Origin of the sequence: Caulobacter sp. 602-1 (assembly GCF_003931565.1) — a bacterium.
Classification (GTDB): domain Bacteria; phylum Pseudomonadota; class Alphaproteobacteria; order Caulobacterales; family Caulobacteraceae; genus Caulobacter.
In genome coordinates, this window is record NZ_RRYI01000003.1 from 745,571 (window position 1) to 771,698 (window position 26,128).

A 26,128-nucleotide genomic window follows, 5' to 3' on the forward strand; every position below is an offset into this window, starting at 1 on the left:
GCCACCCCGTCAAGGGTCATCAAGATGTCACGGGACTGAGCGTTTTGACGTTCGGCGCCGGGGCGGCTTGCCTCGGCGTCGCGATTGCTGGATTAGGCGGAAGCGCCACGCGAGGCGCTCGTTCGGATCGGGAAGAGTCCATGCGCGTAGCGATGATTGGCACGGGTTATGTGGGCCTGGTGTCTGGGGCGTGTTTCGCCGACTTCGGCCACGTGGTGACGTGCATCGACAAGGATCCGAGCAAGATCGAGCGGCTGGAGAAGGGCGAGATCCCGATCTTCGAGCCGGGCCTGGATGACCTGGTGGCCCGCAACGTCCGTGAAGGCCGGCTGTTCTTCACGCTGGACGGCGCTCAGGCGATCAAGGACGCTGACGCGGTGTTCATCGCCGTGGGCACGCCCACCCGCCGCGGCGACGGCCATGCGGATCTCTCCTACGTCTACGCCGCGGCCGAGGAGATCGCCGGCCTGATCGAGGACTTCACGGTGGTGGTCACCAAGTCGACCGTGCCGGTCGGCACCGGCGACGAGGTCGAGGCGATCATCAAGAAGACGCGGCCCGACGCCCAGTTCGCGGTCGTGTCGAACCCGGAGTTCCTGCGCGAGGGCGCGGCGATCGAGGACTTCAAGCGTCCCGACCGCGTGGTCGTGGGCACCGACGACGAACGCGCCCAGGCGGTGATGCGCGAGCTCTATCGCCCGCTGAGCCTCAACGAGACGCCGATCGTCTTCACCGGCCGGCGGACCAGCGAGCTGATCAAGTACGCGGCCAACGCGTTCCTGGCCATGAAGATCACCTTCATCAACGAGATGGCCGACCTCTGCGAGAAGGTCGGCGCGGACGTCCAGCAAGTGGCCAAGGGCATCGGCCTGGACAAGCGGATCGGCGGCAAGTTCCTCAACGCGGGTCCTGGCTACGGCGGCAGCTGCTTCCCGAAGGACACCATCGCCCTGGTGCGCACGGCCCAGCAGTACGGCGCGCCCGTGCGGCTGATCGAGACCACCGTCGAGGTCAATGACGCCCGCAAGAAGGCCATGGCCGACAAGGTGGCCAAGGCCATCGGGGCCGACGACCTGAGCGGCAAGACGATCGGCGTGCTGGGCCTGACCTTCAAGCCCAACACCGACGACATGCGCGACGCTCCCAGCCTGGACATCGTCCCGGCCCTGCAGGCCCTGGGCGCCAAGGTCCAGGCCTTCGACCCGGAAGGGGCCAAGGAAGCGGCCCACATGCTCAAGGACGTCGACTTCAAGGCCGGCGCCTACGAGGTCGCCGAGGGCGCCGACGCCCTGGTGATCATCACCGAGTGGGACCAGTTCCGGGCCCTGGATCTCGACCGCCTGAAGCTTCTGATGACCGCCCCGGTCGTGGTCGACCTGCGCAATGTCTACAAGCCCGGCGAGATGGTCCGCCACGGCTTCACCTACGCCTCCATCGGACGAGGCTGAGCCATGACGACGCCAATCATCGTCACGGGCGCGGCGGGCTTTATTGGAATGCATGTCGCCGAGCGCCTGCTGGATCGCGGCGAGACGGTGATCGGCGTCGACGTGTTCAACGCCTATTACGACCCCGCGCTGAAAGAGGCCCGGGCCGCGCGGCTGGACGGCCGGGACGGCTTCTCGATGGTCCGCATGGACATCGCCGAGCACGAGGCCTTCGCCGCTCTGGTGAAAACCTCGGGCGCCAAGCAGATCGTCCACCTGGCCGCCCAGGCCGGGGTGCGCTACTCGATCGAGAACCCGTTCGCCTACGAGCGCAGCAACCTGGCCGGCCACCTGTCGGTGCTGGAGGCCTGTCGCCATGCCGGAGCCGAGCACCTGGTCTACGCCTCCTCGTCCAGCGTCTATGGCGACCGGCCGCTGAACGGCGACGGCTTCCGCGAGACCGACCCGGCCGAGACCCCGGTGTCGCTCTACGCCGCCACCAAGCGTTCGTGCGAGCTGCTCAGCCAGAGCTACGCCCGGCTCTACGGCTTCCCGCAGTCGGGCCTGCGGTTCTTCACCGTCTACGGTCCCTGGGGCCGGCCGGACATGGCCTATTACGGCTTCACCGAGAAGATGCTGAAGGGGCAATCGATCGAGGTCTATGGCCAGGGCCAGATGGCCCGCGACTTCACCTATATCGACGACATCGTCGACGGCATAATCGGCGTGCTCGACCACCCGCCGGCTCAAGGCGGGCACGAGGTCTACAACATCGGCGACAACGATCCAGTCGGGCTGATGGACATGATCTCGACCCTCGAGGCCGCGCTGGGGATCGAGGCCCAGAAGATCTTCCTGCCGATGCAGCCCGGCGATGTGCCGGCGACCTTCGCCAATATCGACAAGCTCCAGGCGCTCTGCGGTTACAAGCCCAGGGTCAAGCTGGCCGAGGGCCTGGCCAGGTTCGTCGAATGGCGGAGAAGCTACGCCGGCTGAGCCATCGCCCGCTTCGACAGCTGGTGCTCGCGCCACGAGATGAACAGGGTCGAGGCGACCACGATCGCGGCGCCGAGCAGGACAGCCGGCTTTGGAACCTCGTGGAACAGCAGGAAGCCCGCGCCAACCGCGAAGACCAGCCGCGTATAGTCGATCGGGGCCATGACCGCCGCCTCGCCGGCCTCCATGCCCTTGATATAGGCCCCCTGGGTGAAGGTGCCGATCACGCCCATGGCGGCCAGAAGGCCCAGGTCCGGCAAGGTCGGCCATCTCCAGACGAACAGGGCCGGCGGGATGGCGAACACCAGCCCCAGCACGGCGGCGTAGACCAGCAGCACGAACGGGCTGTGGTCTCGGGTCATGACCTTCATGCCAGTGATGGTCAGGGCGAACAGGAAGGCCGAGATCAAGGCGCAGGCCTGGGGCCAGCCGATCCAGGCCACCGCGCCACCAGCGCCAGGCCGCAGCATGATCAGCACGCCCAGGAAGCCGACCAGCGCGGCGCCGATCCGCAAGGGTCCGATCGGCTCGCGCAGCACGAAGGCGGCCAGCGGGACCAGCCACAGGGTCCGGGTGAACGACAGGGCGTTGGCGTCGGCCAGGGGCAGCTTCTGGTAGGCATAGAAACCCATGATCAGCGCCAGCACCCCGGCGCTGGATCGGAAGATCAGGATGCCCGGCCGGGTCGTCCGGAACGCCGCGCGCCAGTCGCGGGCCATCAGCGGCAGGAGGACGAGCACCCCCGCCAGCTGCCGGTAGAAGGTCTGCAGCGCGGCCGGATAGCCGGGCCCCAGGAACTTGATCAGGGTGGTCATCGCCGTGAAGCCGACCGCCGAGGCCAGCATCCACAGCGCGCCGCGCAGGTTGGGGGTGAGGGTCACCCCGCCGCGCCGGAGGCGACCAGCTGGGCCCGCATCGCCTCGGCCTGTTCGGGCGTGATGCCCATGGCCGCCAGGATGGGCGAGGGCGTGTTCTTGTCCCAAGCACTGCGCGGACCGACCGTGATGCCCCCGTCGACGACGATGTGGGTTCCGGTGACGAACTGTGAGTCGTCGCTGGCCAGGTAGAGAGCGGCCGCGGCGATGTCCTCGGGCAGACCTGACTTGGGGATCGGCTGAATCTTGGGACCGATCGACGCGACCTGAGCCGCCATCTGGTCGGCGACCTCGCGCGGCAGGCCCATCGAGGCGCCGAAGATCGAGGTGGCGATCAGGCCGGGGCAGATGGCGTTGACCCGGATCTTGAGCGGCGACAACTCCGCCGCCGCGCACCGGCTCATGTGGATCACCGCGGCCTTGGCCGCCGAATAGGCCAGCGGCCCGAAACCCGCCTGCAGGCCGGCGATCGAGGCGGTATTGATGATCGAGCCGCCGCCACGCTTCAGCATCAACGGCAGGGCGTGCTTCATGCCGATGGCCGGACCGCGAACCAGGAGGGCGAAGGTCTTGTCCCATCCCTCGACGGTCAGCTCCGCCACTCCGGCGGGCGTGCCGCCGTGTCCGGCGTTGTTGAACAGGATGTCGAGACCGCCGAAGCTCTCCTCGGCCACGACCATGGTCCTGGCCAGGTCATCTTCCGAGGTGACGTCGCAAAGCGAGAAGCGAACGCGGTCGGGGAAACGCTTCTCCAGCATCTCGCCCTTCTCGGCCTGAAGATCGGCGGCGATCACGCTCGCCCCCTCGGCCACGAACAGCTCGACCGCGCCGAGCCCGATGCCCGAGCAGCCCCCGGTGACGACGGCGACCTTGCCGTCCAGACGTCCGACCATGGAAATTTCCTCCGCGTCCCCGACCTCTTCGCGGGTCAGTGATCAATGATCATATTCGCGGAGCAAACGGTCGTTGACTAGGGGTCTTGGACCCGGACGGGAGACGAAATCAGGCCGGGCGACGGACCAGCGGCTGAAGGCGACGCCCCAGATGGCTGGCGGCCAGCCAGATCATGCACGGGACCAGCAGAACGGCCCAAGCCAGGCCCAGCCCGGCCAGACCCACGCCGGCGACGGCGCGGTGAGCGAAGCCGGAGCGCTCCTTGGCCTCCAGCGTCATGACGCGAATATCCAGGCCCATTATCCCCCAAGCCCCTCTTTCGAGATCACCGTCACGATGATCCCGGCCCCCACAGACCGTTTCATCCTAGCGCGCACCCTCGTTGCGCGCACGCATTTGCTCCCAGCGGGCGTTTTCCGCCGCGCGGGGATCGCTCGCCGCGCGCCTGCCCAGCGCCCGGACCACGTCGTGACAGGCCAGGCCGACCAGCGACCAGGGTTCGACGCAGTAGCGCGAGAACAGGCGCTGCGGATCGACCATAAGCCGGAACAGCCATTCCATGCCCATCGGACCCATCCACCGCGGCGCGGCCTTCTGGACGCCGGCTTCGTAGTCGAAGGCGCCGCCCACGGTGAAGGTCGCGGCCGGGCCGTAGGCCTTGTGGTTCTCCAGCGTCCAGATTTCCTGACGCGGCATGCCCATGCCCACCAGCACGATGTCCGGCGCGTAATCGCGGATGGCCTCGACCACCGCGTCGTTGTCGGCCGAGCCGGGCTTGACGTCGAAATAGCCGTGATGGCTGGCGATCTGGGCGGTCGGATAGTCCCGGTGGATGCGTTCGATGGCCTTCTCGGCGACGCCTGGGGCGCCGCCGACGAAGAAGACCTTCCAGTTCTTCCGCGTGGCCAGGGACCAGAAGTCGTCGCGCCAGTCCAGATAGGTGCAGCGGTGAAAGCGCCGGCTGGCGCGCCCCACCAGCCGCGCCCAGAAGATCAGCGGCACGCTGTCGACCTCGATCAGGTCGGCTTCCTTGTAGAACGCGCCGACCTGGTGATCCTTGCCGATCAGATAGAGGCTGTGAAGGTTGTGGTTGGCGACGATGACGCTCTGGCGCGCTTCCAGCTTGCCGGTGACGAAATGGAACACCTCTTCGGGGCGCACCAGGTCCATGACCCCGCCAAGCACGCGCACGCGCTCCTCGGGGCGCCGCGTCAGGCGATAGGGGCGGCGCGGCGCGGCGGGCGCCGCGTCGTTCATTCCGCTCTGTTCCTGGGGGACGAACATCGCCACAGAGTCTCCTAGTCTTGAGGAGCACTCTGCGGGAATGTCGTGTTTCCTTTGCTAAAAAGGATACTTAGCGAGATTTAACCACGATGATGTTCACCATTCCAGGCAACCATCCTATTCAACCGTGATCACCACCTTGCCCATGGCCTTGCGGCTGGAGAGATGGGCGATCGCCTCACCGGCCCGGGCCAGCGGGAAGCGCTCGGAGACGTAGGGCTTGATCTTGCCCTCGGCGTAGAGGCCCATCAGATCCTTGAGGTTCTGGGCGTGCCCCTTGGGGTCGCGCGCCACTGCCGCGCCCCAGAACACCCCGACGATGTCGCAAGACTTCAACAGCGTGAGATTCAACGGGATTTTCGGAATCCCCGACGGGAAACCGATGACCAGGAAGCGGCCATTCCAGCCGGCGGCGCGGATTGTCGCTTCCGAATAGTCGCCGCCGACGGCGTCATAGGCGACATCCCAGCCATTGGGCCCACAAGCGTCCTTGATCAGGTTGGCCAGCGCCTTCTGGCCGTCCTTGTCGAACGGACCGCGCGGATAGACGACGCCGCTGTCGGCGCCGTGCTTGATGGCCAGATCGACCTTCTCCTGGCTGGAGGCTGCGGCAATAACACGCGCCCCCGCCGCCTTACCCAATTCGACGGCGGCCAGGCCCACGCCCCCGGCGGCGCCCAGAACCAGCAGGGTCTCGCCGGCCTTCAGCGCGCCGCGATCCTTCAGGGCGTAGTAGGAGGTGCCATAGGTGAGGACGAAGGCGGCGGCCTCGTCGAACGGCATGTTGTCGGGAATGGGGGTGCAGCGCTGCTCTTCCAGAGCCAGTTTCTCGGCGAAACCGCCCCAGCCGGTCGAGGCCAGAACCCGATCTCCGACCTTGAAGCGGGTGACGCCGTCACCGACGGCGGCGATCACGCCCGACACTTCGCCGCCTGGCGCGAACGGCCGCGTCGGCTTGAACTGGTATTTGTCCTCGATGATCAGGACGTCGGGATAGTTGACCCCGCAGGCCTTGACGTCGATCAGCACCTGGCCGGGGCCGGCGACGGGATCTGGCAGCTCCTCCAGCACCAAGGTCTCGGGACCGCCGACTTCCTTGCTGAGCACCGCCTTCATATCGCCTCTCCCAGGTTTCTTGATTAAGAGGGCCGGACGCTAGCGCGGGACGCCGGGCCAAGGAAGCAGAATGTCAAACAAACGTTTTAGCCTCGCCCTGCACGGTGGCGCCGGGGCCAAGCGCGGCCACGACTACACCGTCGAGATCGCCCACATGCGTGGCTTGGTCGAGACGGCCCGCGACCGGCTGGCCGGCGGGGCCAGCGCCCTGGACGTCGCGGTCGAGACCGTCATCGCCCTGGAGGCCAGCGGCCTCTACATCGCCGGCAAGGGCGCCTCGCCCAACGCCGACGGCGAATACGAACTGGACGCCAGCCTGATGGACGGCCCCACCCTGCGGGCCGGTTCGGTGGCCGCCCTGCAGGGCTTCAAGAGCCCCATCCTGGCCGCCCGAGCGGTGATGGAAGAAACGCCCAATGTGATGCTGGCCGGCCAGGGCGCGATCGACTTCGCCCGCGACCGGGGACTGGAAAGGGTCGAGGATCCGGAAGCCTGGTTCACCCGCGCCGGGGCGTTCGAGGACAATCATCCGCCGGACGTCTTGCCGACCGGCACTGTCGGCTGCGTGGTTCGCGACGCAGAAGGCCGGCTGGCGGCCGCGACCTCGACGGCCGGGGTGTTCGGCAAGCGGCCGGGCCGGGTCGGGGACTCGCCGATCATCGGCGCCGGCGCTTGGGCCGATGGCTATGCAGCGGTCTCCTGCACCGGCCAGGGCGAGTATTTCATCCGCACGGCCGTCGCCGCGCAGATCGCCCACCGGATCCGGTTCGGCGGCGAGAGCCTGGAGAGCGCGGCGCGGGCGGCGATCCAGGGCGTGGCGGACTTGGGCGGCCATGGCGGACTGGTCTCCGTGGATCGGGATGGCGAGATCGCGATGCCGTTCGCGTCGAGCGGCCTGAAGCGGGCGGCGCTGCTGCCGGACGGGAGCATCGTGAGCGCGGCGTTCTAAGGACCGCGAAGGATCGCCCTCACGCCGCCCGGAGGTGTGGGTAGTAATCCCGCCGGGACGGAACGGCGACTCTCGTCCGGCGTTGCCGCCCTATGGCGTCGGCTCCCAAGACCAGCGGTTCGCACAGGGTGGTGCTCGCGGCCCTGGCCGGGAACCTGGCGATCGCCGCGACCAAGTTCGTGGCCGCCTTCCTGACCGGCTCTTCGGCCATGCTGACCGAGGCCATCCATTCCAGCGTCGACACCGGCAACCAGGGCCTTCTGCTGCTGGGCCTCGCCCGCGCCAGTCGCCCGCCCAGCCAGACCCATCCGTTCGGCTACGGCATGGAGCTCTATTTCTGGTCCTTCGTTGTCGCCCTGCTGATCTTCGCTCTAGGTGGGGCGGTGTCCGTCTATCAAGGCGTCCACAAGATCCTGGCGCCCGAGCCGATCGACCAGGCCTGGATCAATTTCCTGGTCATCGGCCTGGCCGCGGTCTTCGAGGGCGGCTCGTTTCTGGTCGCCTGGCGCGAGTTCAAGACCGTGCGCGGCGACACGCCATTCTTCCGCGCCTTGAAGGGCAGCAAGGACCCGTCGATCTTCGCGGTGCTGCTGGAGGACGGCGCGGCCCTGCTGGGCCTGGTCCTGGCCGCGCTCGGCGTGGCGGGTTCGGCGGCGGGCCTGGCCTGGGCAGACGGCGCGGCCTCGGCGGCGATCGGGGTGCTGCTGATCCTGGTGGCGATCTTCCTGGCTAACGAGACCCGTAGCCTGCTGACCGGCGAGGCCGCCTCGCCGCGCATCGTCGAGAATGTCCGCAAGGTCCTTGCCGCCGATCCGCGCGTCGAGACCGTGACCGAGGTGCTCTCCATGCATCTGGGACCCAGCGAGATCCTGCTGGGCGTGACCCTGGACTTCCAGGACCAGTTGACCGCCGTCGAGATCGAGGACGCCGCCGACGACTTCCACGCCCTGATCCAGGGCGTCGACAGGCGCATCACCCGGGTCTTCGTGCGTTCGGGGCGGGCAAGAGCGGCCTATGCGCGGTCCGGGCCAAATACTTAGTGAAACCGTCTCCAAGCGCCTCTAGGGAAATGACCCTTCGCGTTTCGACGACAAGACCTCAGGAGTCTCGATGCACAGCCGCGCCGGCCTTCGCGCTCTTCCCGAAGATCTGATCGACCTCGACGCGCTGATCGGCGCCTATTTCGAGATCAAGCCCGACGTCGCCAACCCCGCCCAGAAGGTGGTGTTCGGCACCTCGGGTCATCGCGGCTCCAGTCTGGACGGGGGCTTCAACGAGAACCACATCCTGGCCGTCACCCAGGCCGTGGTCGAGCATCGCGCCGCCCAGGGGATCACCGGCCCCATCTTCGTCGGCCGCGACACCCACGGGCTTTCGGAGCCGGCCTTCCGCTCGGTGCTGGAAGTCCTGGCCGGCAACGGCGTCACCACGCTGATCGACAGCCGCGACGGCTTCACCCCGACTCCGGCGGTCTCGCACGCCATCCTGACTCACAACCGCGATAACGCAGCGCAGGCCGACGGCCTGCTGCTGACGCCGTCGCACAACCCGCCCCGCGACGGCGGCATCAAGTACAATCCGCCGAGCGGCGGCCCGGCCGACAGCGACGCGACCTCGGCCATCGCCGCTCGCGCCAACGACCTGCTGGCCCAGGGTCTGGCGGGCGTGAAACGCGTCAGCTTCGACGTGGCCCACAAGGCCGCCGGCCGCTACGACTTCCTCGGCTTCTATGTCGACGACCTGCCCAGCGTCATCGACATGGAAATCATCCGCGCGGCCGGGGTGCGCATCGGCGCCGATCCGCTGGGCGGGGCGGCCGTGGCCTACTGGGGCGCGATCGCCGAGCGCCACGGGCTGAACCTCACGGTGGTCAACGCCGCGGTCGATCCGCGCTGGGCGTTCATGCCACTCGACACCGATGGCAAGATCCGCATGGACTGCTCTTCGCCCTCGGCCATGGCCAACCTGATCGAGATCATGAAGGGCGGCGCGGCCTATGACGTCGCCACCGGCAACGACGCCGACGCCGACCGCCATGGCATCGTCACCCCCGACGGCGGACTGATGAACCCCAACCATTACCTGGCCGCGGCGATCTCGTACCTGTTCACCCATCGTCCAGCCTGGGGCGCCGACGTGGCGGTCGGCAAGACCCTGGTCTCGTCTTCGATGATCGATCGCGTGGTGGCCGGGCTCGGCCGCCGCCTGCTCGAGGTGCCGGTCGGCTTTAAGTACTTCGTGCCCGGCCTGCTGGACGGCTCGGTCGGCTTCGGCGGCGAGGAGTCGGCCGGCGCGGCCTTCCTGCGTCACGACGGCGGTGTGTGGACCACCGACAAGGACGGCATCCAGCTGGCCCTGCTGGCCGCCGAGATCCAGGCCCGTACGGGCAAGAGCGCCAGCCAGCTCTATGCCGACCTGACCAAGAAGTACGACGCTCCATCCTACGCCCGCGTAGACGCCCCGGCGACTCGCGAGGAGAAGGCGCGCCTGTCCAAGCTCAGCCCCAGTGACGTCAGCGCCAAGACCCTGGCCGGCGAACCGATCACCGACATCCTCACCAACGCCCCCGGCAACGGCGAGGCGATCGGCGGCCTGAAGGTCGTGACGCAAAACGCCTGGTTCGCCGCGCGCCCCTCGGGCACCGAGGACGTCTACAAGATCTACGCGGAGTCGTTCCTGGGACCGGACCACCTGAAGCAGGTCCAGGCCGAGGCGCGCGAGGTGGTGGCCGGGGCGCTGAAGGGCTGACGCAAAGCTGGCCCTTCGCCGCGTCAGCGCTTATACCGCCCCGCATGTTTGAAGGCCTCTCCCCCCTCGCCCGCGAAGCCCGCTCCTGGCCGTTCGAGCAGGCGCGCACCACCATCGCCCGCGTTCTGCGCGTGCGCCTTCCCGACCGCGCCGACCAGGAGGCCGCAAAGGCCCTGATCGACGCCGGCAAGACCGACGAGGCGGTGAAGGCCTATCCGGCCCTGGCCAAGGCCGTGATCTTCGAGACCGGCTACGGTCCCTCAGGCCTGCCGCACCTGGGCACCTTCGGCGAGGTGGCGCGCACGACCATGGTGCGCCAGGCCTTCCGCGCGCTGGTGGACGACCACATCCCGACCCGCCTGATCGCCTTCAGCGACGACATGGACGGCCTGCGCAAGGTTCCCGACAATATCGAGAACAAGCAGCCGCTGATCGAGGACCTGGGCAAGCCGCTGACCGTTGTCCGCGACCCGTTCGGCACCCATGACAGCTTCGGCGCCCACAACAACGCCCGCCTGCGCGCGTTTCTGGACGGCTTCGGCTTCGAGTACGAGTTCGTCTCGTCGACCGAGTGCTACAAGAGCGGCCTGTTCGACGCGACCCTGCTGACCGCCCTGGAACGCTTCGACGCCATCCAGAAGGTCATGCTGCCGACCCTGGGCGAGGAGCGCCGGGCCACCTATTCGCCGTTCCTCCCGGTCAGCCCGACCACCGGCAAGGTGCTGCAGGTCCCGACCCTGGAGCGCAACGTCGAGAAGGGCACAATCGTCTTCGAGGACGAGGACGGCTCCAAGGTCGAGGTCCCGGTCACGGGCGGCCACGTGAAGATGCAGTGGAAGCCCGACTGGGCCATGCGCTGGACCGCTCTGGGCGTCGACTACGAGATGTCGGGCAAGGACCTTATCGACTCGGTCAAGGCCTCGGGCGCGATCTGCAGGGCCCTGGGCGGCGTGCCTCCGGAAGGCTTCAACTACGAGCTCTTCTTGGACGAGAACAACCAGAAGATCTCCAAGTCCAAGGGCAACGGCCTCTCGATGGAGGACTGGCTGCGCTACGGCGCGCCCGAGAGCCTGTCGTACTACATGTTCCAGAGCCCCAAGTCGGCCAAGAAGCTCTATTTCGACGTCATCCCCAAGGCGACCGACGAATACCTGCAGCAGCTGGACGCGTTCGGCCGCCAGGAGCCGGCCAAGCAGCTGGACAACCCGGTCTGGCACATCCACTCGGGTCGCCCGCCGCAACACGGCTCGCCGGTGTCGTTCAGCCTGATGCTGAACCTGGTGTCGGCCGCCGACGCCTCGACCAAGGAGATCCTCTGGGGCTTCCTGTCGCGCTACATCCCCGGCGCCTCGCCGGAAACCCAGCCGCTGCTGGACCGCCTGGCCGGCTACGCGATCAACTACTACGAGGACTTCGTCAAACCGACGAAGACCTTCCGCGCCCCGACCGACCAGGAGCGCGCCGCGATGCTGGATCTGCTAGCCAAGCTGAAGGCCATGCCGGCCGACGCGCCGGACGCCGAGCTGATCCAGAACGAGGTGTTCGAGGTCGGCAAGACCCACGGCTTCGACCCTCTGCGCGCCTGGTTCCAGGCCCTGTACGAAGTGCTGCTGGGCCAGAGCCAGGGACCTCGCTTCGGCTCGTTCGCGGCGATCTTCGGAATCGACCGGACAATCGCGCTGATCGAAGAGAAGCTGGGCTAACCCCATTTTCCTAACGCGCGGGGTTGGCGGCGCCGCTTGCGCGCAACCGGTGAATCCGCGCCCCCTGCGACACCATGTCCTTGAAAATGAACGAAGTCTGAAAACGCGGTTAAGGGTCCGCCCACCTTTCGGAGTCTAGGTTCGGACCATCAGAACCAAGATCAGTCATCAAGGTTTAGGACCATGGCTTCGTTCACCCTCCGCCCCGCCGACCGTCAGGAATTCGATTCCCTTCTGGGCGGGATCATCCAGCAGTTCCCCGACGCCCATGTCGAGGCCGCGCACAACGACACCTGGGCGTCGTACCGCCTGGACGTGTCGTGCGAGGATCCCTCGGCTGGTCCGCTGATCGCCTGGCTGCTCGACAGCCACGCCGGCTGCCCGCGCACCTAGGAGCCCGTTCGGTTCGGCCCTACTGGCTGACCCAGACGATCCGCGCGACCCAGGCGACCTCATCCCGCGACAGCAGGCGTGACTCGCCGATGTGGTCCAGGGCGACAAGTTCGAGGGTTCGGGCTGTCACCCGTCCCAACTCCCGCACCAGCACCTCGCCGGCGGTCGTTCGCGCCACCACGCGGTCGCCTTTCCGGGGCTCCTGGCTGGGCGAGACCAAAAGTCGGTCGCCGTCGCGATAGACCGGCGCCAGGTCGCCGCCCGTGACTTCCAGCGCGAACAGGCCCTCTCCCAGATCCGGGGCGGCGACCTCGTCCCAGCCGGCCCCGATCGGCATCCCCGCCTCGTCGAAGAATCCGTCCTGCCCAGCCTGGGCGAGGCCGATCAATGGCGCGCCGCGCCCGCCCCCGATCATTCCATTGGGCGTCCGCGCCGGCGCGCGCTCGGTGAGGGCCGCGAATTCCGAGAAATTGACCCCCGTCGCTTCCAGAAGTTTGGCCAGGCTCTCGGTCGAGGGCCAGCGCGCGCGGCCGTCCGCCTCGGCCGAGCCGCGCTTGGAGCGATTGAAGCTGGTGGGATCCAGGCCTGCCATCCGGGCCATGGCCGAAGGCGTCATGTCGAAGCGCTCGGCCAGGGCGTCGATCGCCCGCCAGATTTCGCCGTGAGAGAGGGTCGCCAATGACGCCTCCTTGAGCGCTGCCGCGCGAGGAAAATACGCCTCGCGAGCTAGGAAAGTAAACCTATCGCCGACCCTTAGATTGACGTTTACGTAAGCGTTGACGTCCGCCCGGGATCGGGTTTAGGGTGATCAACGATAACAAAGCGGCCCGGCCGCGGTAGCCAGGCCCTCTTCATTGGGAGGTTTCCATCCATGGCCGACCTGCGACGCCCCGAGCGGACCTTCACGATCCGTCAGCTCTGCAACGAATTCAAAGCCACGCCGCGCGCCCTGCGCTTCTACGAGGACAAGGGCCTGCTGAATCCGGCCCGCGAAGGGTTGAACCGAGTCTATTCTCACAAGGATCGCGTCCGCCTGCAGCTGATCCTGCGCGGCAAGCGCGTGGGCCTGTCGCTCACCGAGATCCGCGAACTGCTCGATCTCTATGACGAGAACGACGAGGGCGCGGCGCAGATGGCCCGCTCGCTGAAGAAGTTCCGTGAGCGCGCCAACGCACTGGAGCAACAGCGCGAAGACATCGACAACGCCCTGATCGAGCTACGCGAAGCCTGCAACCGCCTGGAACGTCGCCTCGCCGAGATCCGACCCGACCTGCTGCCCCGCGCGGCCGACTACGAGCAGGTGCTGCGCGCCCGCCTCGACGGTCATGCCGAAGCCATGCTGGGCAAGTAAGACCTCCCGCGACGCCGCCTCCGTGCAGATGCGCGCGAGACGGCGACCGCACACCCGTTTTTCCTCCCGATCCTAGCCAGGACCGTTTCATGACTTACCAGCCGCCCGTTCGCGACCACGCCTTCATCCTGCGTGACGTGCTCAACATCGATCAGCACGGCGACCTGCCCGGCTTCTCCGACGCGCCGTTCGAGACCGTCGAGCAGATCCTCGAGGCCGCCGCCCAATTCACCGGCGAGGTCCTGGCCCCGTTGAACACGGTCGGCGACAAGACCGGCTGCAAGCTGGATCCGGCCACCAACGTCGTCACGACGCCGCCGGGCTTCAAGGACGCCTACAAGCAGCTGTGCGAAGGCGGCTGGACCGGCCTGGGCTCGGATCCGGCCTATGGCGGCCAGGGCCTGCCGCACGTCGTCAACCTGGCCTTCAGCGAGATGTCGAGCTCGGCCAACATGGCTTTCTCGATGTATCCGGGCCTGGCCCACGGCGCCTATTCGGCCATCCACACGGGCGGCACCGACGAACAGAAGCAGACCTACCTGCCCAAGATGGTCACCGGCGAATGGACCGGCACCATGAACCTGACCGAGCCGCACTGCGGCACGGATCTGGGCCTTCTGCGCACCAAGGCGGTTCCGCAGGCCGACGGCACTTACCGCATCACCGGCCAGAAGATCTGGATCTCGGCCGGCGAGCACGACATGTCGGACAACATCGTCCACCTGGTCCTGGCCCGCATCGAGGGCGCCCCGGCGGGCGTTAAGGGCATCAGCCTGTTCATCGTGCCGAAGTTCTTCCCCAAGGCCGACGGCTCGGTGGGCGAGCGTAACCAGGGCGTCAAGTGCGTCGGCCTGGAAGAGAAGATGGGCATCCACGGCAACGCCACCTGCGTGATGCAGTACGACGACGCCGAGGGCTATCTGATCGGCGAGGAAAACGCCGGCCTGAAGATCATGTTCGTGATGATGAACGAGGCCCGCCTGGGCGTCGGCATGCAGGGCGTGGCCCAGGGCGAGGCCGCCTATCAGGCCGCCGTCGCCTTCGCCAAGGATCGTCTGCAGGGCCGCTCGCTGACGGGTCCGAAGAACGCCGACGGCCCGGCCGACCCGATCATCGTCCACCCGGACGTCCGCCGCATGCTGCTGGAGAGCAAGGCCCTGATCGAGGGCGGCCGCGCCTTCCTGTTCTGGACCGCCCTGCATGGCGATCTGTCGCACGTCCATCCGGACGCGGCGGTGCGCGAAAAGTCGTCGGACTATATGGGCCTGATGACGCCGGTGCTGAAAGGCTATCTGACCGACAAGGGTTTCGAGGTCTGCTCGAACGCGGTGCAGGTGCACGGCGGCAGCGGCTTCACCGAGCACTTCCCGGTCAGCCAGTTCATGCGCGATTGCCGCATCGCCCTGATCTACGAAGGGACCAACGGCGTGCAGGCGCTGGACCTGGTGGGCCGCAAGCTGGCGGCCAAGGGCGGCCGCGCGGTCATGACCTTCTTCCAGGAGATCGACCAGTTCATCGGCGAGAACGACAGCGACGAAAGCCTGAAGCCGTTCATCGAGGCCCTGGCCGGCGTGAAGGCCCAGTTGCAGGACGGCACCATGTGGCTGATGCAGAACGGCCTGCAGAACCCAGACAACGCCGGCGCGGCCTCGACCGACTACATGCACCTCTTCGGCCTGACCGGCCTGGCGTACATGTGGGCGCTGATGGCCAAGGCCGCCAACGCCAAGATCTCGGCCGGCTCGTCCGACCCGTTCTTCACGACCAAGCTGACCACGGGCCGCTATTTCATCGAACGCATCTTGCCTGACGCTGGGGCGCATCTGGCCAAGCTGAAGACCGGTTCGGCGACCCTGATGGCGCTGCCCGCGGAGGCCTTCTGATCATGAGCGTGCTCAACGTCGAAAAACCCGCCTTCATGGCCGAAGAGGACATCGCGATCTTCGAGGACGCGGTGGGCAAGTTCTTCGACGAGCACGCGCCGGAAGCCACGGTCGCGAAATGGCGCAAGAACCATTGCGTCGACCGCGACATGTGGACCAAGGCGGGGGAGGCCGGCTTGCTCGGCCTCTCCACGCCCGAACAGTACGGCGGGGCCGGCGGCGACTATCGCCACGAGGTCGTGCTGATGGACATGCTGGGGCGCAAGGGCGTCGACGGCTTCGGCATCAGCCTGCACAACGCCATCGTCATGCCGTACATCTTCCACTACGGCACCGAAGAGCAGAAGCAGCGCTGGCTGCCGCGCCTGGCCACCGGCGAACTGGTCGGCGCCATCGCCATGACCGAGCCGGGCGCCGGTTCGGACCTGCAAGGCGTCAAGACCACCGCCAAACAGGTGGGCAATCAGTACGTCATTAACGGCTCCAAGACCTTCATCACCAATGGCCAGACGGCCAATCTGATCATCGTGGTGGCCAAGACCGATCCAGCCGGCGGGGCGCGCGGGACCAGCCTGGTGATCGTCGAAACCGATGGGGCCGAGGGCTTCGAGCGCGGTCGCAACTTGGACAAGCTGGGTCACGAGGCCCAGGACACCTCGGAGCTGTTCTTCAACGACGTGAAGGTCCCGACCGAGAATCTGCTGGGGGCCGACGAGGGCCAGGGCTTCTTCCAGCTGATGGGCCAACTGCCGCAGGAACGCCTGAACATCGCCGTGCAGGGCATGGCGACGATCGAACGCGCGCTGGAGCTGACCATCGCCTACGTCAAGGACCGCAAGGCGTTCGGCAAGGCGATCATCGACTTCCAGAACACCCAGTTCGTCCTCGCCGAGTGCAAGACCGAGGCGACCGTGGCGCGGGTCTTCACCAACCACTGCATCGAGCAGCACCTGGCGGGCAAACTGGACGCGGCCACCGCCTCGATGGCCAAGTACTGGGTCTCGGACCTGGAAAACAAGATCGTCGACCGCTGCCTTCAGCTGTTCGGCGGCTACGGCTTCATGAACGAGTATCCGATCGCTCGCATGTACAAGGACAGCCGCATCCAGCGCATCTACGGCGGCACCAACGAGATCATGAAACTCCTGATCGCGAGGACGCTATGATCGTACTGCCCCTCATCGCGTTGCTGGCCGGCCCCGCCGCCGCGCCGGCTCCCGCTCAAGCCGACGCCCGCTCGGCCGTGGTCTGCGTGCGCGCCGCCCCCGGTCCGCGCCCCCTGACCTTCTCCGGCGAACTGGTCGGCAAGCGCCCGCAACCGGGCGCCTTCAAGCTGCCGTTGACCCCGCCCGGCAAGGACGTCTGCAACACGCTGCTGCGCTCGAAGATCGCCGAGTGGAAGCTGGAGGTCACGACCTCGGGCTTCACCGCTTGCTCGCTGCCCCCGCCAGAGTTCGGTTCGCGCCTCTACTACCGGGCCAAGGCCGGCGCCAGCGGCCTCAAGTGCGAGCCCATCGGCAAGTACCCGATCGGCAACTGGAAACCCTAAGGCCGGTCCCCGACGACCGCGCTTTCAACGACACGAACACCACTTCGCAGGAAGGAGCCATTCCATGGCTGACGCTTACATTTTCGACGCCGTGCGCACCCCGCGCGGCAAGGGCAAGAAGGACGGGTCTCTGCACGAGATCACGTCCCTGTCGCTGGCCACCCAGGTGCTGGAAGCCCTGCGTGACCGCAACAACCTGGACACCAGCAAGGTCGACGACGTCATCCTGGGCTGCGTCGCGCCCGTCGGCGAACAGGGCAGCGACATCGCCCGCACCGCCGTCCTGACCGCCGACTACGCCGAAAGCGTCGCCGGCGTGCAGATCAACCGCTTCTGCGCCTCGGGCCTGGAAGCCGTGAATATGGCCGCGGCCAAGGTCGCCTCGGGCGAAGCCCAGATGGCCATCGGCGGCGGCGTCGAGAGCATGAGCCGCGTGCCGATGGGCAGCGACGGCGGCGCCTGGCCGACCGACCCGTCCTCGGCCTTCAAGACCTATTTCGCGCCGCAAGGCGTCTCGGCCGACCTGATCGCCTCGCTGTACGGCTTTTCGCGCGATGACGTCGACGCCTACGCCGTCGAGAGCCAGAAGCGCGCCGCCGCCTCTTGGGCTGACGGCCGCTTCAAGAAGTCGGTGATCGGCGTGAAGGACCAGTTGGGCCTGACCATCCTCGACCACGACGAGACCGTGCGCGGCTCGACCACCATGCAGACCCTGGCCTCGCTGAACCCGTCGTTCACGGGCATGGGCGAGATGGCTTTCGACGCCGTGGTCACCCAGCGCTATCCGCAGGTCGAAAAGATCAACCACGTCCACCACGCCGGCAACAGCTCGGGCATCGTCGACGGCGCCGCCGGCGTGCTGATCGGCACCAAGGAAATGGGCGAGGCCCTGGGCCTGAAGGCCCGCGGCCGCATCAAGGGCGCGGCCTCGATCGGCTCGGAGCCCTCGATCATGCTGACCGGCCCCTCGCTGGTCACCGAGAAGCTGCTCAAGAAGCTGAAGATGGAGGTCAAGGACATCGACCTCTACGAGCTGAACGAGGCCTTCGCCGCCGTCGTCCTGCGGATGATGCAGGCGCTCGACATCCCCCACGACAAGATGAACGTGAACGGCGGCGCCATCGCCATGGGCCACCCGCTGGGCGCCACCGGCGCCATGATCCTGGGGACCATGCTCGACGAGCTGGAACGCTCGGACAAGGAAACCGCCCTGATCACCCTGTGCGTCGGCGCCGGCATGGGCACCGCCACCGTCATCGAACGCGTCTAAGACTTAAGGACCTGACACCTATGGAAAACTTCAAGATCGAGGTCGATTCCGACGGCGTGGCCCTGGTCACCTTCGACGTGCCCGGCCGCTCGATGAACACCCTGACCGCTTCGGTCATCAAGGAAATCGGCGACGTCGTCGAGCGCATCAAGAGCGACGAGGCCATCAAGGGCGCCGTCATCACCTCGGGCAAGACGACCGGCTTCTGCGCCGGCGCCGACCTGGGTGAGCTTGGCGGCTCGGGCGGTCTGGGCGGCGGCAAGCCGGGCGAAGAGGGCCTGAAGGCCGCCTTCGAGGCGGGCTTTGCGCTGAACAAGGCGTTCCGCGCCCTGGAAACCTGCGGCAAGCCGGTGGCGGCGGCCATCAACGGCCTGGCCATGGGCGGCGGCCTGGAGATCACCCTGGCCTGCCACTACCGCGTGGTGGCCGACAATCCGAAGATCCAGCTCTCCCTGCCGGAAGCCAAGGTCGGCCTGCTGCCGGGCGCCGGCGGCACCCAGCGCCTGCCGCGCCTGATGGGCGTGATGGCCGCCGCGCCGTACCTGCTGGAAGGCAAGTCGATGAAGCCGGCCGAGGCCCTGGCCAACAAGGTCGTGCACGAGGTCGTTCCGGCCGACCAGGTGGTGGAAGCCGCCAAGACCTGGGTCAAGACCAAGGGCGATCCCGTCGCCCCGTGGGACAAGAAGGACTTCAAGCTTCCGGGCGGCGGTCCCTACACCCCGACCGGCAGCCAGGTCTTCGTGATGGGCAACGCCATGCTGCGCAAGCAGACCTATGGCAACTACCCGGCCCAGCTGAACATCATGAAGGCGGTCTATGAGGGCACGCAGGTGCCGTTCGACGCCGCCCTGCGGATCGAGACCCGCTACTTCCTGAAGACCATGATGACGCCCCAGGCCAAGGGCATGATCCGCACCCTGTTCCTCTCCCTGCAGGAGCTGGGCAAGGGTTCGGGCCGTCCGGCCAACGTCCCGCACTATGACGTCAAGAAGGTCGCCGTCCTCGGCGCCGGCATGATGGGCGCGGGCATCGCCTATGTCCAAGCCATGGCCGGCATCGAGACCGTCCTGATCGACCAGTCGCAGGAAGCCGCCGAGAAGGGCAAGGGCTACGCCGAGGGCCTGGTCAAGAAGGCCGTCTCGCGTGGCAAGATGACGGCCGAGAAGGGCGAGGCCATCCTGGCCCTGATCCACCCGACCGCCGACTACGCGCAGGTCAAGGGCAGTGACCTCGTCGTCGAGGCCGTGTTCGAGAACCGCGACGTCAAGGCCGAGGTCACCAAGAAGGCCGAGGCCCAGCTGGCCGAAACCGCAATCTTCGGCTCCAACACTTCGACCCTGCCGATCACCGGTCTGGCCAAGGCCAGCGTCCGCCCGGCCTCGTTCATCGGCATCCACTTCTTCTCGCCGGTCGACAAGATGGGTCTGGTCGAGATCATCATGGGCGAGCAGACCAGCCAGGAAGCCCTGGCCAAGTCGATCGACTACGTCCTGAAGATCAAGAAGACCCCGATCGTCGTCAATGACAGCCGCGGCTTCTACACCAGCCGCTGCTTCGGCACCTTCGTGCAGGAAGGCCTGGAAATGATGGCCGAGGGCATCGCCCCCGCCATCATCGACAATGTCGGCCGCGCCACCGGCATGCCCCGCGGCCCGCTGGAGATGAACGACGACGTCGCGCTCGACCTCTCCTACAAGATCGGCGAACAGACCAAGAAGGACCTCGGCGACAAGTACGAGGAGCGTCCGTTCGCCCCGGTTCTGGAAAAGATGGTCGTCGAACTGGGCCGCCTCGGCCGCAAGAACGGCAAGGGCTTCTACGACTATCCGGAAGGCGGCCAGAAGAAGCTGTGGCCGGGTCTGGCCGAACTGGCGCCGGTGACCACCAAGGACGCCGACGCCAAGCTGATCGAAGAGATCCGCACCCGCCTGCTGTATCGCCAAGCCGTCGAAGCGGCCCGCTGCTTCGAGGAAGGCGTCATCGTCGACCCGCGCGAGGCCGATGTCGGCGCCATCCTGGGCTGGGGTTTTGCGCCCTGGACCGGCGGCCCGATCAGCCTGATCGACGGCGTCGGCGCCAAGGCCTTCGTCGAGACCTGCGACCGCCTGGCCCAGCAGTACGGGAAGCGCTTCGCGCCGCCGGCCCTGCTGCGCGAGATGGCCGAAAAGGGCGAGACCTTCTACGGGCGCTTCGGCGTCAAGGCGAAGGTGGCGGCGTAACCCTCCATCGCTGAAACAGGCAAAGGCCCGGTGGAAACATCGGGCCTTTTTCTTGTCCCGTACGGCCACGCTCGCGCCGCATCGCGCGCATACCCATATCCAGCGCCGCAGCGCCTGGAGACATCATGAGTACGGCGATCGCCATCGGAACCTGGCGGCGCCCCTCACGACGGGATCTGCGGCGCAACCTCACGGCCCTGGGCGCGGTTCTGACCGCTCACGTCCTGGTGCTGCTGGCCCTGGTTTCCGGGGCGCGCTGGCTGCCCCAACTGGTCGAACCGCCGGTCATCGAGGCGCAACTGCTGGACGCGCCGTCTCGCCCCGTCGATACGCCCGCGCAGGCTTCGGTCCCGCCGGCCCAAGTCCGGCCAAGCGCCGCCTCGCCCTTGCCGGCCTCGCCCACGATCATTTCGGCCCCGTCCGTGGCGGCCAGGCCCTCCGGCCCGCCGGCCATCGTCGCCCCGCCCGGCTTCACCGCCCGCAAGCTGGTCGAGCAGAGCGACCAGACCCGCGACAGCCTGCGCGAAAGCCTGGGTTGCCGCCATGAGAAGACCGTCGCCCTGAACCGCGACCAGAAGGCCGCCTGCGCCGAGGCCGATGGCCAGCGCTCGCGCACCGCGCCGATGTACGCCGCCATAGACCCGGACAAGAAGGCCGCGTTCGACGGCGACTGCGCCAAGGACGACGACTGGTGCCTCTACCGCGTCGGCAAGGGCCCGTATCCGGGGATCTTCGCCCTGGGCAAGAAGAAAAAGCGCAAGGGCTGGGACGACTGAGCGCCGCCTAGGACTTGCTCACGTCCATGCCCAGTGTCGGACCTATGCCGTCCGGATGGTCGCCAAAATAGTGGTTACCGCCCCGCTTCTTCGCCAGGGCCTCCAGCCGACCGCGCAGATCGTCGTCCAGCTGCAGGGTCGGCCCATCCGCCGGATCTTCGCTCTCATCCAACGGAATCGCCGCCGCGATCACCTGCCGCAGCCGCGCTCCGAACCGCTCGTCGTCGGCGGAGCCTTCCTCCGGCGGCGAGTCGAGAAAACGCATGACTTCCTCGAGGGCGGTATCGTCGTCAACGCGATCGGACATGGGGAACTCCTTCGAGACACGAACGGAGCCGTCGCCACGAGAGTTCCGGATTTCAGAAGGGAAAGAAGGAGTGGTGCCGCCTAGGTGACTCGAACACCTGACCTACGCATTACGAATGCGCCGCTCTACCGGCTGAGCTAAGGCGGCCCACGCACCCCGAAGCAAGGCTCCAGGGCGAAGGGAGCGCCTATTTAGCGGCGCGCGAGCCACTTGCCAAGCGCCGTCTTGCACCAGAATTGCGGCGGGGCGCCGGACCGCCTTCCGGCGGGTCGGAAATCGGCGGGGCGTCGAACACGCCGGGGTCGTCCGGGACGGGCATCAGGGCGCCGCCGGTCTCGGCCGCGCGGATGAACGGCGTCGACGCCGCGTAGTCAGCATAGGCCGAGGGCAGCTCGGGCAGGTCGCTCATCGTCCGCTCGCGGCGTTCGTGGCGCGGATGGATCAATTGACCGGTCTCGCCGTAGCTGCCGACCAGCCTGGCCCAGTCCTCCGGGCGATAGGCGAAGGCGCGGCCCTCGGGGTCGAGGTCGGACCAGTCCGGCTCCTGCGGCGCCTCGACGCCGCGGGCGATCCAGGCGCGGGCCTCGTCGGCCTCGCCGTTGGCGGCGGCGACGCGGGCCATCAGGCCGGCGAAACGAGCGGTCGGAGCCTCGGCGTCCAGCAGGCGGGCGGCGGCGCGGGCGGCGACGGGGTCACCGCCGATCAGGGCGCTCTCGACGCGCAGGATACGGCTCTCGCGCGGCTCGGGCTTCATCGCGGCCAGGGCGGCCAGGCGCTGGCCGCGGGCCTTGGGAGTCTCGTTGGTCTTCAGGTCGCGATAGGCCAGCCACAGCGCCGGATGCGGCTCCGCCTTCCAGGCCGTCTCGATCAGTTGGCCGGCCTTGGCGACCTTGCCGTCGTCGGCCAGCAGGCGGGCGGCCATCACCACGCCGGGGGCGAAGTCGGGCTTCAGCTTCACCGACTGGGTGGCGAAGTCCAGCGCCTGGGCGCGGGCCTTGGGCTCGGGGCTATCTTCCAGACTGGCGGCCGAAGCGGCCAGAAGCGCGGCGCGGCTGCGGTCGGCGACGACCGGCGAGACGATCTTGCGCTCCAGGGCGCCCTGGACGAGATCCAGCGCCGCGGCCCAGTCGCCGACCTCCAGCCGAGCCTCCAGCAGGGCGCGCCAGGCCCAGCGGGCGGTGCGCGTGAGGCCGTAGGCCGTCTCGGCGTGACGAATGGCCGTGAGGCGGTCGCCCTCGGCCTGGGCCGCCAGCATCAGGCCGCGCAGACCGGCCAGGCGCATCTCGGGGAAGCCGAGCATGGCGTTGTAGGCGTTCTTGGCCGCGGTGAGGTCGCCAGCCGCCTCCGCCGCCTGGGCCGCCAGCACGCGGACCAGGGCCGGGGCGTCCTCGGCCAGTTCGGCCGACTTCTGGGCCAGGCGGCGGGCCTCTGAGCCGTCGCCGGCGGCGACCGCCAGGAAACCGCGCGACAGGGCCTCGATCGCCGACTTGCGCTTGGCCTCCGCGCGAGCGCGGGCGGCGCGGCGGGGGGCCTCGACAATCCAGATCACGCCGCGCCACAGCAGGGTGAAGGCCAAAGCCGAGAATAGGGTCAGCAGGGCCGCGGCGGCGGCGGTCATCTCGATCCGCCAGCCCATCCAGTCCAGCGCGGCGCGGCCCGGCTCGCCGGTCAGGGCCAGAACGGTGACCGCGACGGCGGCGACCAGGAAGAGAGCGAAGGCGACGCGGGTCATGGCTGCCCCTGGGGGCCCATCCCCGTGACACGAGACAGGTCGGTCAGGGCGTCGGCGCGAATGGCGGCGACGTGTCGGTCGATCTCGATGCGGCGGTTGGCGGCGTTGATCCACGGGGCCAGCACGACGCGGGCGGCGTCGGGCAGCGGGTCCAGCGCCTGGACCGCGCCCTCGACATCGCCGTCGTCCAGCAGGGCCTGGGCGCGGGCCAGCATGGCGTCGGGCGTCGAGCCGGTCGTCGAGCCGACATGACGGATCGAGACGATGCTGGAGAGGGCGTAGCGGATGCGCGAGAACAGATCGGCGTCCGGTCCGGGATCGCGCGAGGCGCTGGCGGCGCGGCCGGCCAGGGCCCCGAACTGCACGGCCAGTCCGGCGCGGGTCGGGGCGCCCTTGTCGGCCAGCTCGCTAAGCGCCCGCAGGTCGGGCGAGGGCGGCAACACCCGCTGCAAGCCGGCCAGTTCCTGGCCGAATGGTCGCGAGGTCTCGGTGGCCTCCGCGAGCGCGGAAACCGCCAAGGCGGCGGTCGCCGCCTCGGTCACGCCCCTTTGGCTGGATTCTAGGGCGGCGATTCGGCCGTCCAGGCGCTCGAGATCGGCGGCCGGCGGGCCCGGGGCGCTGGTCCCGCCGTCGACCGGCAGGGCCGAGCCTATGGCGACGCGATCGACCACCGCGCGCGGACTGGGCGCGGCCGAGACTTCGCCGCCGATCGGCGCGGCCTTGGACTTGAACAGGGTGGGACCGTAGTGCGCGACACCGGCGCCGAGGGCGATGCAGAGCACGCAGAGGATCAACCAGATCCAGACGCCGGGTCCCATCACGCGGCGGCGGGCATATAGCGCCGGGTCGCTGGGGGCGACGATTTCAGCGGGATCGGGAGCGGCGTTCATGAGGTCCATTCGTGCCCCAGGCCGCGATGCTTCGCAACGTCGTGCTTAGCTATTGAGCAGGTCCAGGAGGGCGGATTCGTCCGGACGCGGCGCGAAGGTCACAGACCCGGGTTCGGCGATGTCGCGCAGAGGGGCGGCGACGGCCTCTGAGAGACACAGGAATCGCGCGGTCGGCGCGGGTCGCTGGCGCAGGATCGCCGCCAGGACGCGGGCCGCGCGGGGCGAGTGCAACAGGACCGCCGCTGGCGCGTCCAACCGCGCCAGGGTGTCCTCGGACGGAGCCCGCTCGAGCGTCTCGTAGACGGCAACGCCCGTGGCCATCAGCCCGCGGCCGCGCAGCATGCCGACGAGATCGCCGGCCGGCTCCCTGGCCCCAGCCCACAGCACCGATCCGTGAGCCCCGGCGGCGATCAGCGCGCAGAGATCCTCGACGTCCCCGTCGGCGCTGGAGACCGACGCGAAGCCCTCGCCCCGCGCCGCCTTGGCCGTGGCCCGGCCGACGGCGAACACCGGCAGGCCGCGTTCGTCCGACAGCCGCGCGAAGGCCTCGACCCCGTTCGCGCTGGTGAAGGCGAGGGCGGCGATGTGCGAGAGATCGAGCTGGACGTCCAGGCTCTCGACCGCCAGCAGGGGATCGACGATGGCCGTGAAGCCCAGGCCCCGAACACGCTCGGCGGTGGCCAGGGCGCCGGGACGGGCGCGGGTGATCCAGACCGGCGCGCCCACGGTCATTCCGCTATTCCGGCTGCAGGATGGCGTCGCCGCCCTCGACGCGAACCTGTGCGCCTAGCTCCAGGCCCAGGGCGCGGGCCTCAACGATGTCGTCCGCCCCCGAGAGGGTGGTTTCGCCCCGCCGGCGGAACCGCTGGGCGCCGTCCGGGGTCAAGGCTTCGACGATCAGGGTCAGGCGCGAACCATCAAGCGCCGCGCGGGCGCCGATGGCCGTCCGGCATGAGCCTTCCAGGGCGTAGAGCGCCCCGCGCTCGGCGGCGACGGCGACGGTCGTCTCCCTGCAGCTGACGGCCTGAAGCCAGGGCGCATGGGCGTCTTCGAGGCGGGTCTCTATGACGAGCGCGCCTTGGCCCGGGGCCGGCGGCGCGGCGTCCGGGTCGAGCCAGCTGCGGGTCAGGTGACCCAGGCCCAGACGGTTCAGGCCCGATTGAGCCAGCAGGATGGCGTCGGCCTCGCCGCGCTCCAGCTTGGCCAGGCGGGTGTCGACATTGCCGCGCAGCATGACGATCTCGAGATCGGGCCGCACATGCAGAGCCTGAGCCTGGCGACGCAGGGACGCGGTGCCCAGGCGCGCGCCCTTCGGCAGGTCTTCCAGCCGCTCGGCGACATGGCTGATGAAGGCGTCGCGCGGATCCTCGCGCTCGGGCGTCGCGGCGAGGATCAGGCCCGGCGGCAGCTCGGCCGGCATGTCCTTCAGCGAATGCACCGCACAGTCGATCCGACCGTCCAGCAGGGCCTCCTCGATCTCCTTGGTGAAGAGCCCCTTGCCGCCGATCTCCATCAGGCGGCGGTCCTGGATGCGGTCGCCGCTGGTGACGATCGGGATCAGCGGGGCGGCGGCCTCGATCTCTTCCTGGGAAGCGCCGACGGGGACGCCCAGCGCATGCGCGATCCGCGCCTGCATCAGCCCCGACTGGGCCAGGGAGAGCTTGGAGCCACGCGCGCCGATACGGATGGGAGGTTGCCGGGACACGGTCGGAACGTTACCTGCGGAGACAAGATTTCATCTTCGCTGCTACAGGAGCGGCGGGAAG

Annotated in this window: 25 protein-coding genes and 1 tRNA gene; 14 read left to right on the plus strand and 12 right to left on the minus strand. The window is 68.2% G+C overall.

Features of this window, described 5'->3' with window-relative positions; genetic code table 11:
• Positions 1-140 precede the first annotated feature (140 nt).
• Together EIK80_RS12330 and EIK80_RS12335 are read left to right on the plus strand one after the other, a co-directional pair.
• Entirely contained in the window at positions 141-1,448 is a 1,308-nt protein-coding gene (locus tag EIK80_RS12330) for a UDP-glucose/GDP-mannose dehydrogenase family protein (protein ID WP_125157267.1), read from the plus strand.
• Between the two features lie 3 nt (positions 1,449-1,451).
• The gene (locus EIK80_RS12335; RefSeq protein ID WP_125157268.1) at positions 1,452-2,423 is read left to right on the plus strand and encodes an NAD-dependent epimerase/dehydratase family protein; all 972 of its coding nucleotides are present in this window, start codon (positions 1,452-1,454) and stop codon (positions 2,421-2,423) included.
• Here EIK80_RS12335 and EIK80_RS12340 read toward each other — a convergent pair.
• From EIK80_RS12340 to EIK80_RS12360, 5 genes are all read right to left on the minus strand, one after another.
• Positions 2,411-3,304, minus strand: coding sequence for a DMT family transporter (locus EIK80_RS12340; RefSeq protein ID WP_125157269.1), 894 nt, complete (start codon positions 3,302-3,304; stop codon positions 2,411-2,413). The genes EIK80_RS12335 and EIK80_RS12340 overlap by 13 nt on opposite strands.
• Complete coding sequence (locus tag EIK80_RS12345; RefSeq protein ID WP_125157270.1) at positions 3,301-4,191, minus strand: SDR family NAD(P)-dependent oxidoreductase; 891 nt, start codon at positions 4,189-4,191, stop codon at positions 3,301-3,303. The genes EIK80_RS12340 and EIK80_RS12345 overlap by 4 nt, the downstream gene beginning before the upstream one ends.
• A gap of 109 nt (positions 4,192-4,300) precedes the next feature.
• On the minus strand, positions 4,301-4,492 hold the full coding sequence (locus EIK80_RS12350) for a hypothetical protein (RefSeq protein WP_125157271.1): 192 nt from the start codon (positions 4,490-4,492) through the stop codon (positions 4,301-4,303).
• A gap of 66 nt (positions 4,493-4,558) precedes the next feature.
• Positions 4,559-5,476 carry a WecB/TagA/CpsF family glycosyltransferase gene (locus EIK80_RS12355; RefSeq protein WP_125157272.1) on the minus strand — a complete coding sequence of 306 codons (918 nt, stop codon included), beginning with the start codon at positions 5,474-5,476 and terminating at the stop codon, positions 4,559-4,561.
• A 117-nt stretch (positions 5,477-5,593) separates the two neighbouring features.
• Entirely contained in the window at positions 5,594-6,592 is a 999-nt protein-coding gene (locus EIK80_RS12360) for an NADPH:quinone oxidoreductase family protein (RefSeq protein ID WP_125157273.1), read from the minus strand.
• A gap of 70 nt (positions 6,593-6,662) precedes the next feature.
• Here EIK80_RS12360 and EIK80_RS12365 point away from each other — a divergent pair, with 70 nt between their 5' ends.
• From EIK80_RS12365 to EIK80_RS12385, 5 genes are all read left to right on the plus strand, one after another.
• Entirely contained in the window at positions 6,663-7,541 is an 879-nt protein-coding gene (locus EIK80_RS12365; protein WP_125157274.1) for an isoaspartyl peptidase/L-asparaginase family protein, read from the plus strand.
• Positions 7,542-7,633: 92 nt separating this feature from the next.
• A complete protein-coding gene (locus tag EIK80_RS12370; protein ID WP_125157275.1) occupies positions 7,634-8,581 on the plus strand; it encodes a cation diffusion facilitator family transporter in 948 nt (315 codons plus the stop codon).
• 70 nt (positions 8,582-8,651) lie between these two features.
• Positions 8,652-10,289, plus strand: coding sequence for a phosphoglucomutase (alpha-D-glucose-1,6-bisphosphate-dependent) (gene pgm, locus EIK80_RS12375; RefSeq protein ID WP_125157276.1), 1,638 nt, complete (start codon positions 8,652-8,654; stop codon positions 10,287-10,289).
• 44 nt (positions 10,290-10,333) lie between these two features.
• Positions 10,334-11,992, plus strand: coding sequence for a lysine--tRNA ligase (locus EIK80_RS12380; RefSeq protein WP_125157277.1), 1,659 nt, complete (start codon positions 10,334-10,336; stop codon positions 11,990-11,992).
• Between the two features lie 183 nt (positions 11,993-12,175).
• Positions 12,176-12,385, plus strand: a complete 210-nt coding sequence (locus tag EIK80_RS12385) for a hypothetical protein (protein ID WP_125157278.1) — start codon at positions 12,176-12,178, stop codon at positions 12,383-12,385.
• A gap of 19 nt (positions 12,386-12,404) precedes the next feature.
• On the opposite strand, the gene EIK80_RS12390 is transcribed toward EIK80_RS12385, so the two are convergent.
• Positions 12,405-13,064, minus strand: coding sequence for a helix-turn-helix transcriptional regulator (locus EIK80_RS12390; RefSeq protein WP_125157279.1), 660 nt, complete (start codon positions 13,062-13,064; stop codon positions 12,405-12,407).
• Between the two features lie 192 nt (positions 13,065-13,256).
• Between EIK80_RS12390 and EIK80_RS12395 the strand changes: the two genes are divergently transcribed.
• The 7 genes from EIK80_RS12395 to EIK80_RS12425 all read left to right on the plus strand — a co-directional run bounded on the left by EIK80_RS12395 (position 13,257) and on the right by EIK80_RS12425 (position 21,433).
• Positions 13,257-13,736 carry a MerR family DNA-binding transcriptional regulator gene (locus tag EIK80_RS12395; RefSeq protein WP_125157280.1) on the plus strand — a complete coding sequence of 160 codons (480 nt, stop codon included), beginning with the start codon at positions 13,257-13,259 and terminating at the stop codon, positions 13,734-13,736.
• A gap of 89 nt (positions 13,737-13,825) precedes the next feature.
• Positions 13,826-15,619, plus strand: a complete 1,794-nt coding sequence (locus EIK80_RS12400) for an acyl-CoA dehydrogenase C-terminal domain-containing protein (protein ID WP_125157281.1) — start codon at positions 13,826-13,828, stop codon at positions 15,617-15,619.
• Positions 15,620-15,621: 2 nt separating this feature from the next.
• On the plus strand, positions 15,622-16,785 hold the full coding sequence (locus EIK80_RS12405) for an acyl-CoA dehydrogenase family protein (RefSeq protein WP_125157282.1): 1,164 nt from the start codon (positions 15,622-15,624) through the stop codon (positions 16,783-16,785).
• Complete coding sequence (locus EIK80_RS12410) at positions 16,782-17,168, plus strand: hypothetical protein (protein ID WP_125157283.1); 387 nt, start codon at positions 16,782-16,784, stop codon at positions 17,166-17,168. The genes EIK80_RS12405 and EIK80_RS12410 overlap by 4 nt, the downstream gene beginning before the upstream one ends.
• 64 nt (positions 17,169-17,232) lie before the next feature.
• On the plus strand, positions 17,233-18,438 hold the full coding sequence (locus EIK80_RS12415) for an acetyl-CoA C-acetyltransferase (RefSeq protein ID WP_125157284.1): 1,206 nt from the start codon (positions 17,233-17,235) through the stop codon (positions 18,436-18,438).
• 20 nt (positions 18,439-18,458) lie between these two features.
• Positions 18,459-20,657 (plus strand): 3-hydroxyacyl-CoA dehydrogenase NAD-binding domain-containing protein, encoded by a 2,199-nt coding sequence (locus EIK80_RS12420; protein ID WP_125157285.1) that lies wholly within the window; start codon positions 18,459-18,461, stop codon positions 20,655-20,657.
• A gap of 125 nt (positions 20,658-20,782) precedes the next feature.
• Positions 20,783-21,433, plus strand: a complete 651-nt coding sequence (locus EIK80_RS12425) for a hypothetical protein (RefSeq protein ID WP_125157286.1) — start codon at positions 20,783-20,785, stop codon at positions 21,431-21,433.
• A 7-nt stretch (positions 21,434-21,440) separates the two neighbouring features.
• Here EIK80_RS12425 and EIK80_RS12430 read toward each other — a convergent pair whose 3' ends face one another.
• From EIK80_RS12430 to hemC, 6 genes are all read right to left on the minus strand, one after another.
• A complete protein-coding gene (locus EIK80_RS12430) occupies positions 21,441-21,740 on the minus strand; it encodes a hypothetical protein (protein ID WP_125157287.1) in 300 nt (99 codons plus the stop codon).
• A 71-nt stretch (positions 21,741-21,811) separates the two neighbouring features.
• Positions 21,812-21,887: transfer RNA gene (locus EIK80_RS12435), tRNA-Thr, on the minus strand.
• Positions 21,888-21,927: 40 nt separating this feature from the next.
• Positions 21,928-23,472: a heme biosynthesis protein HemY gene (locus tag EIK80_RS12440; protein ID WP_125157288.1), complete on the minus strand. Its 1,545-nt coding sequence runs from the start codon at positions 23,470-23,472 to the stop codon at positions 21,928-21,930.
• On the minus strand, positions 23,469-24,362 hold the full coding sequence (locus EIK80_RS12445; RefSeq protein WP_125157289.1) for a COG4223 family protein: 894 nt from the start codon (positions 24,360-24,362) through the stop codon (positions 23,469-23,471). The genes EIK80_RS12440 and EIK80_RS12445 overlap by 4 nt, the downstream gene beginning before the upstream one ends.
• A 45-nt stretch (positions 24,363-24,407) precedes the next feature.
• The gene (locus EIK80_RS12450; protein ID WP_125157290.1) at positions 24,408-25,094 is read right to left on the minus strand and encodes a uroporphyrinogen-III synthase; all 687 of its coding nucleotides are present in this window, start codon (positions 25,092-25,094) and stop codon (positions 24,408-24,410) included.
• Positions 25,095-25,098: 4 nt separating this feature from the next.
• Positions 25,099-26,067, minus strand: coding sequence for a hydroxymethylbilane synthase (hemC, locus tag EIK80_RS12455; protein ID WP_125157291.1), 969 nt, complete (start codon positions 26,065-26,067; stop codon positions 25,099-25,101).
• Positions 26,068-26,128: the final 61 nt, after the last annotated feature.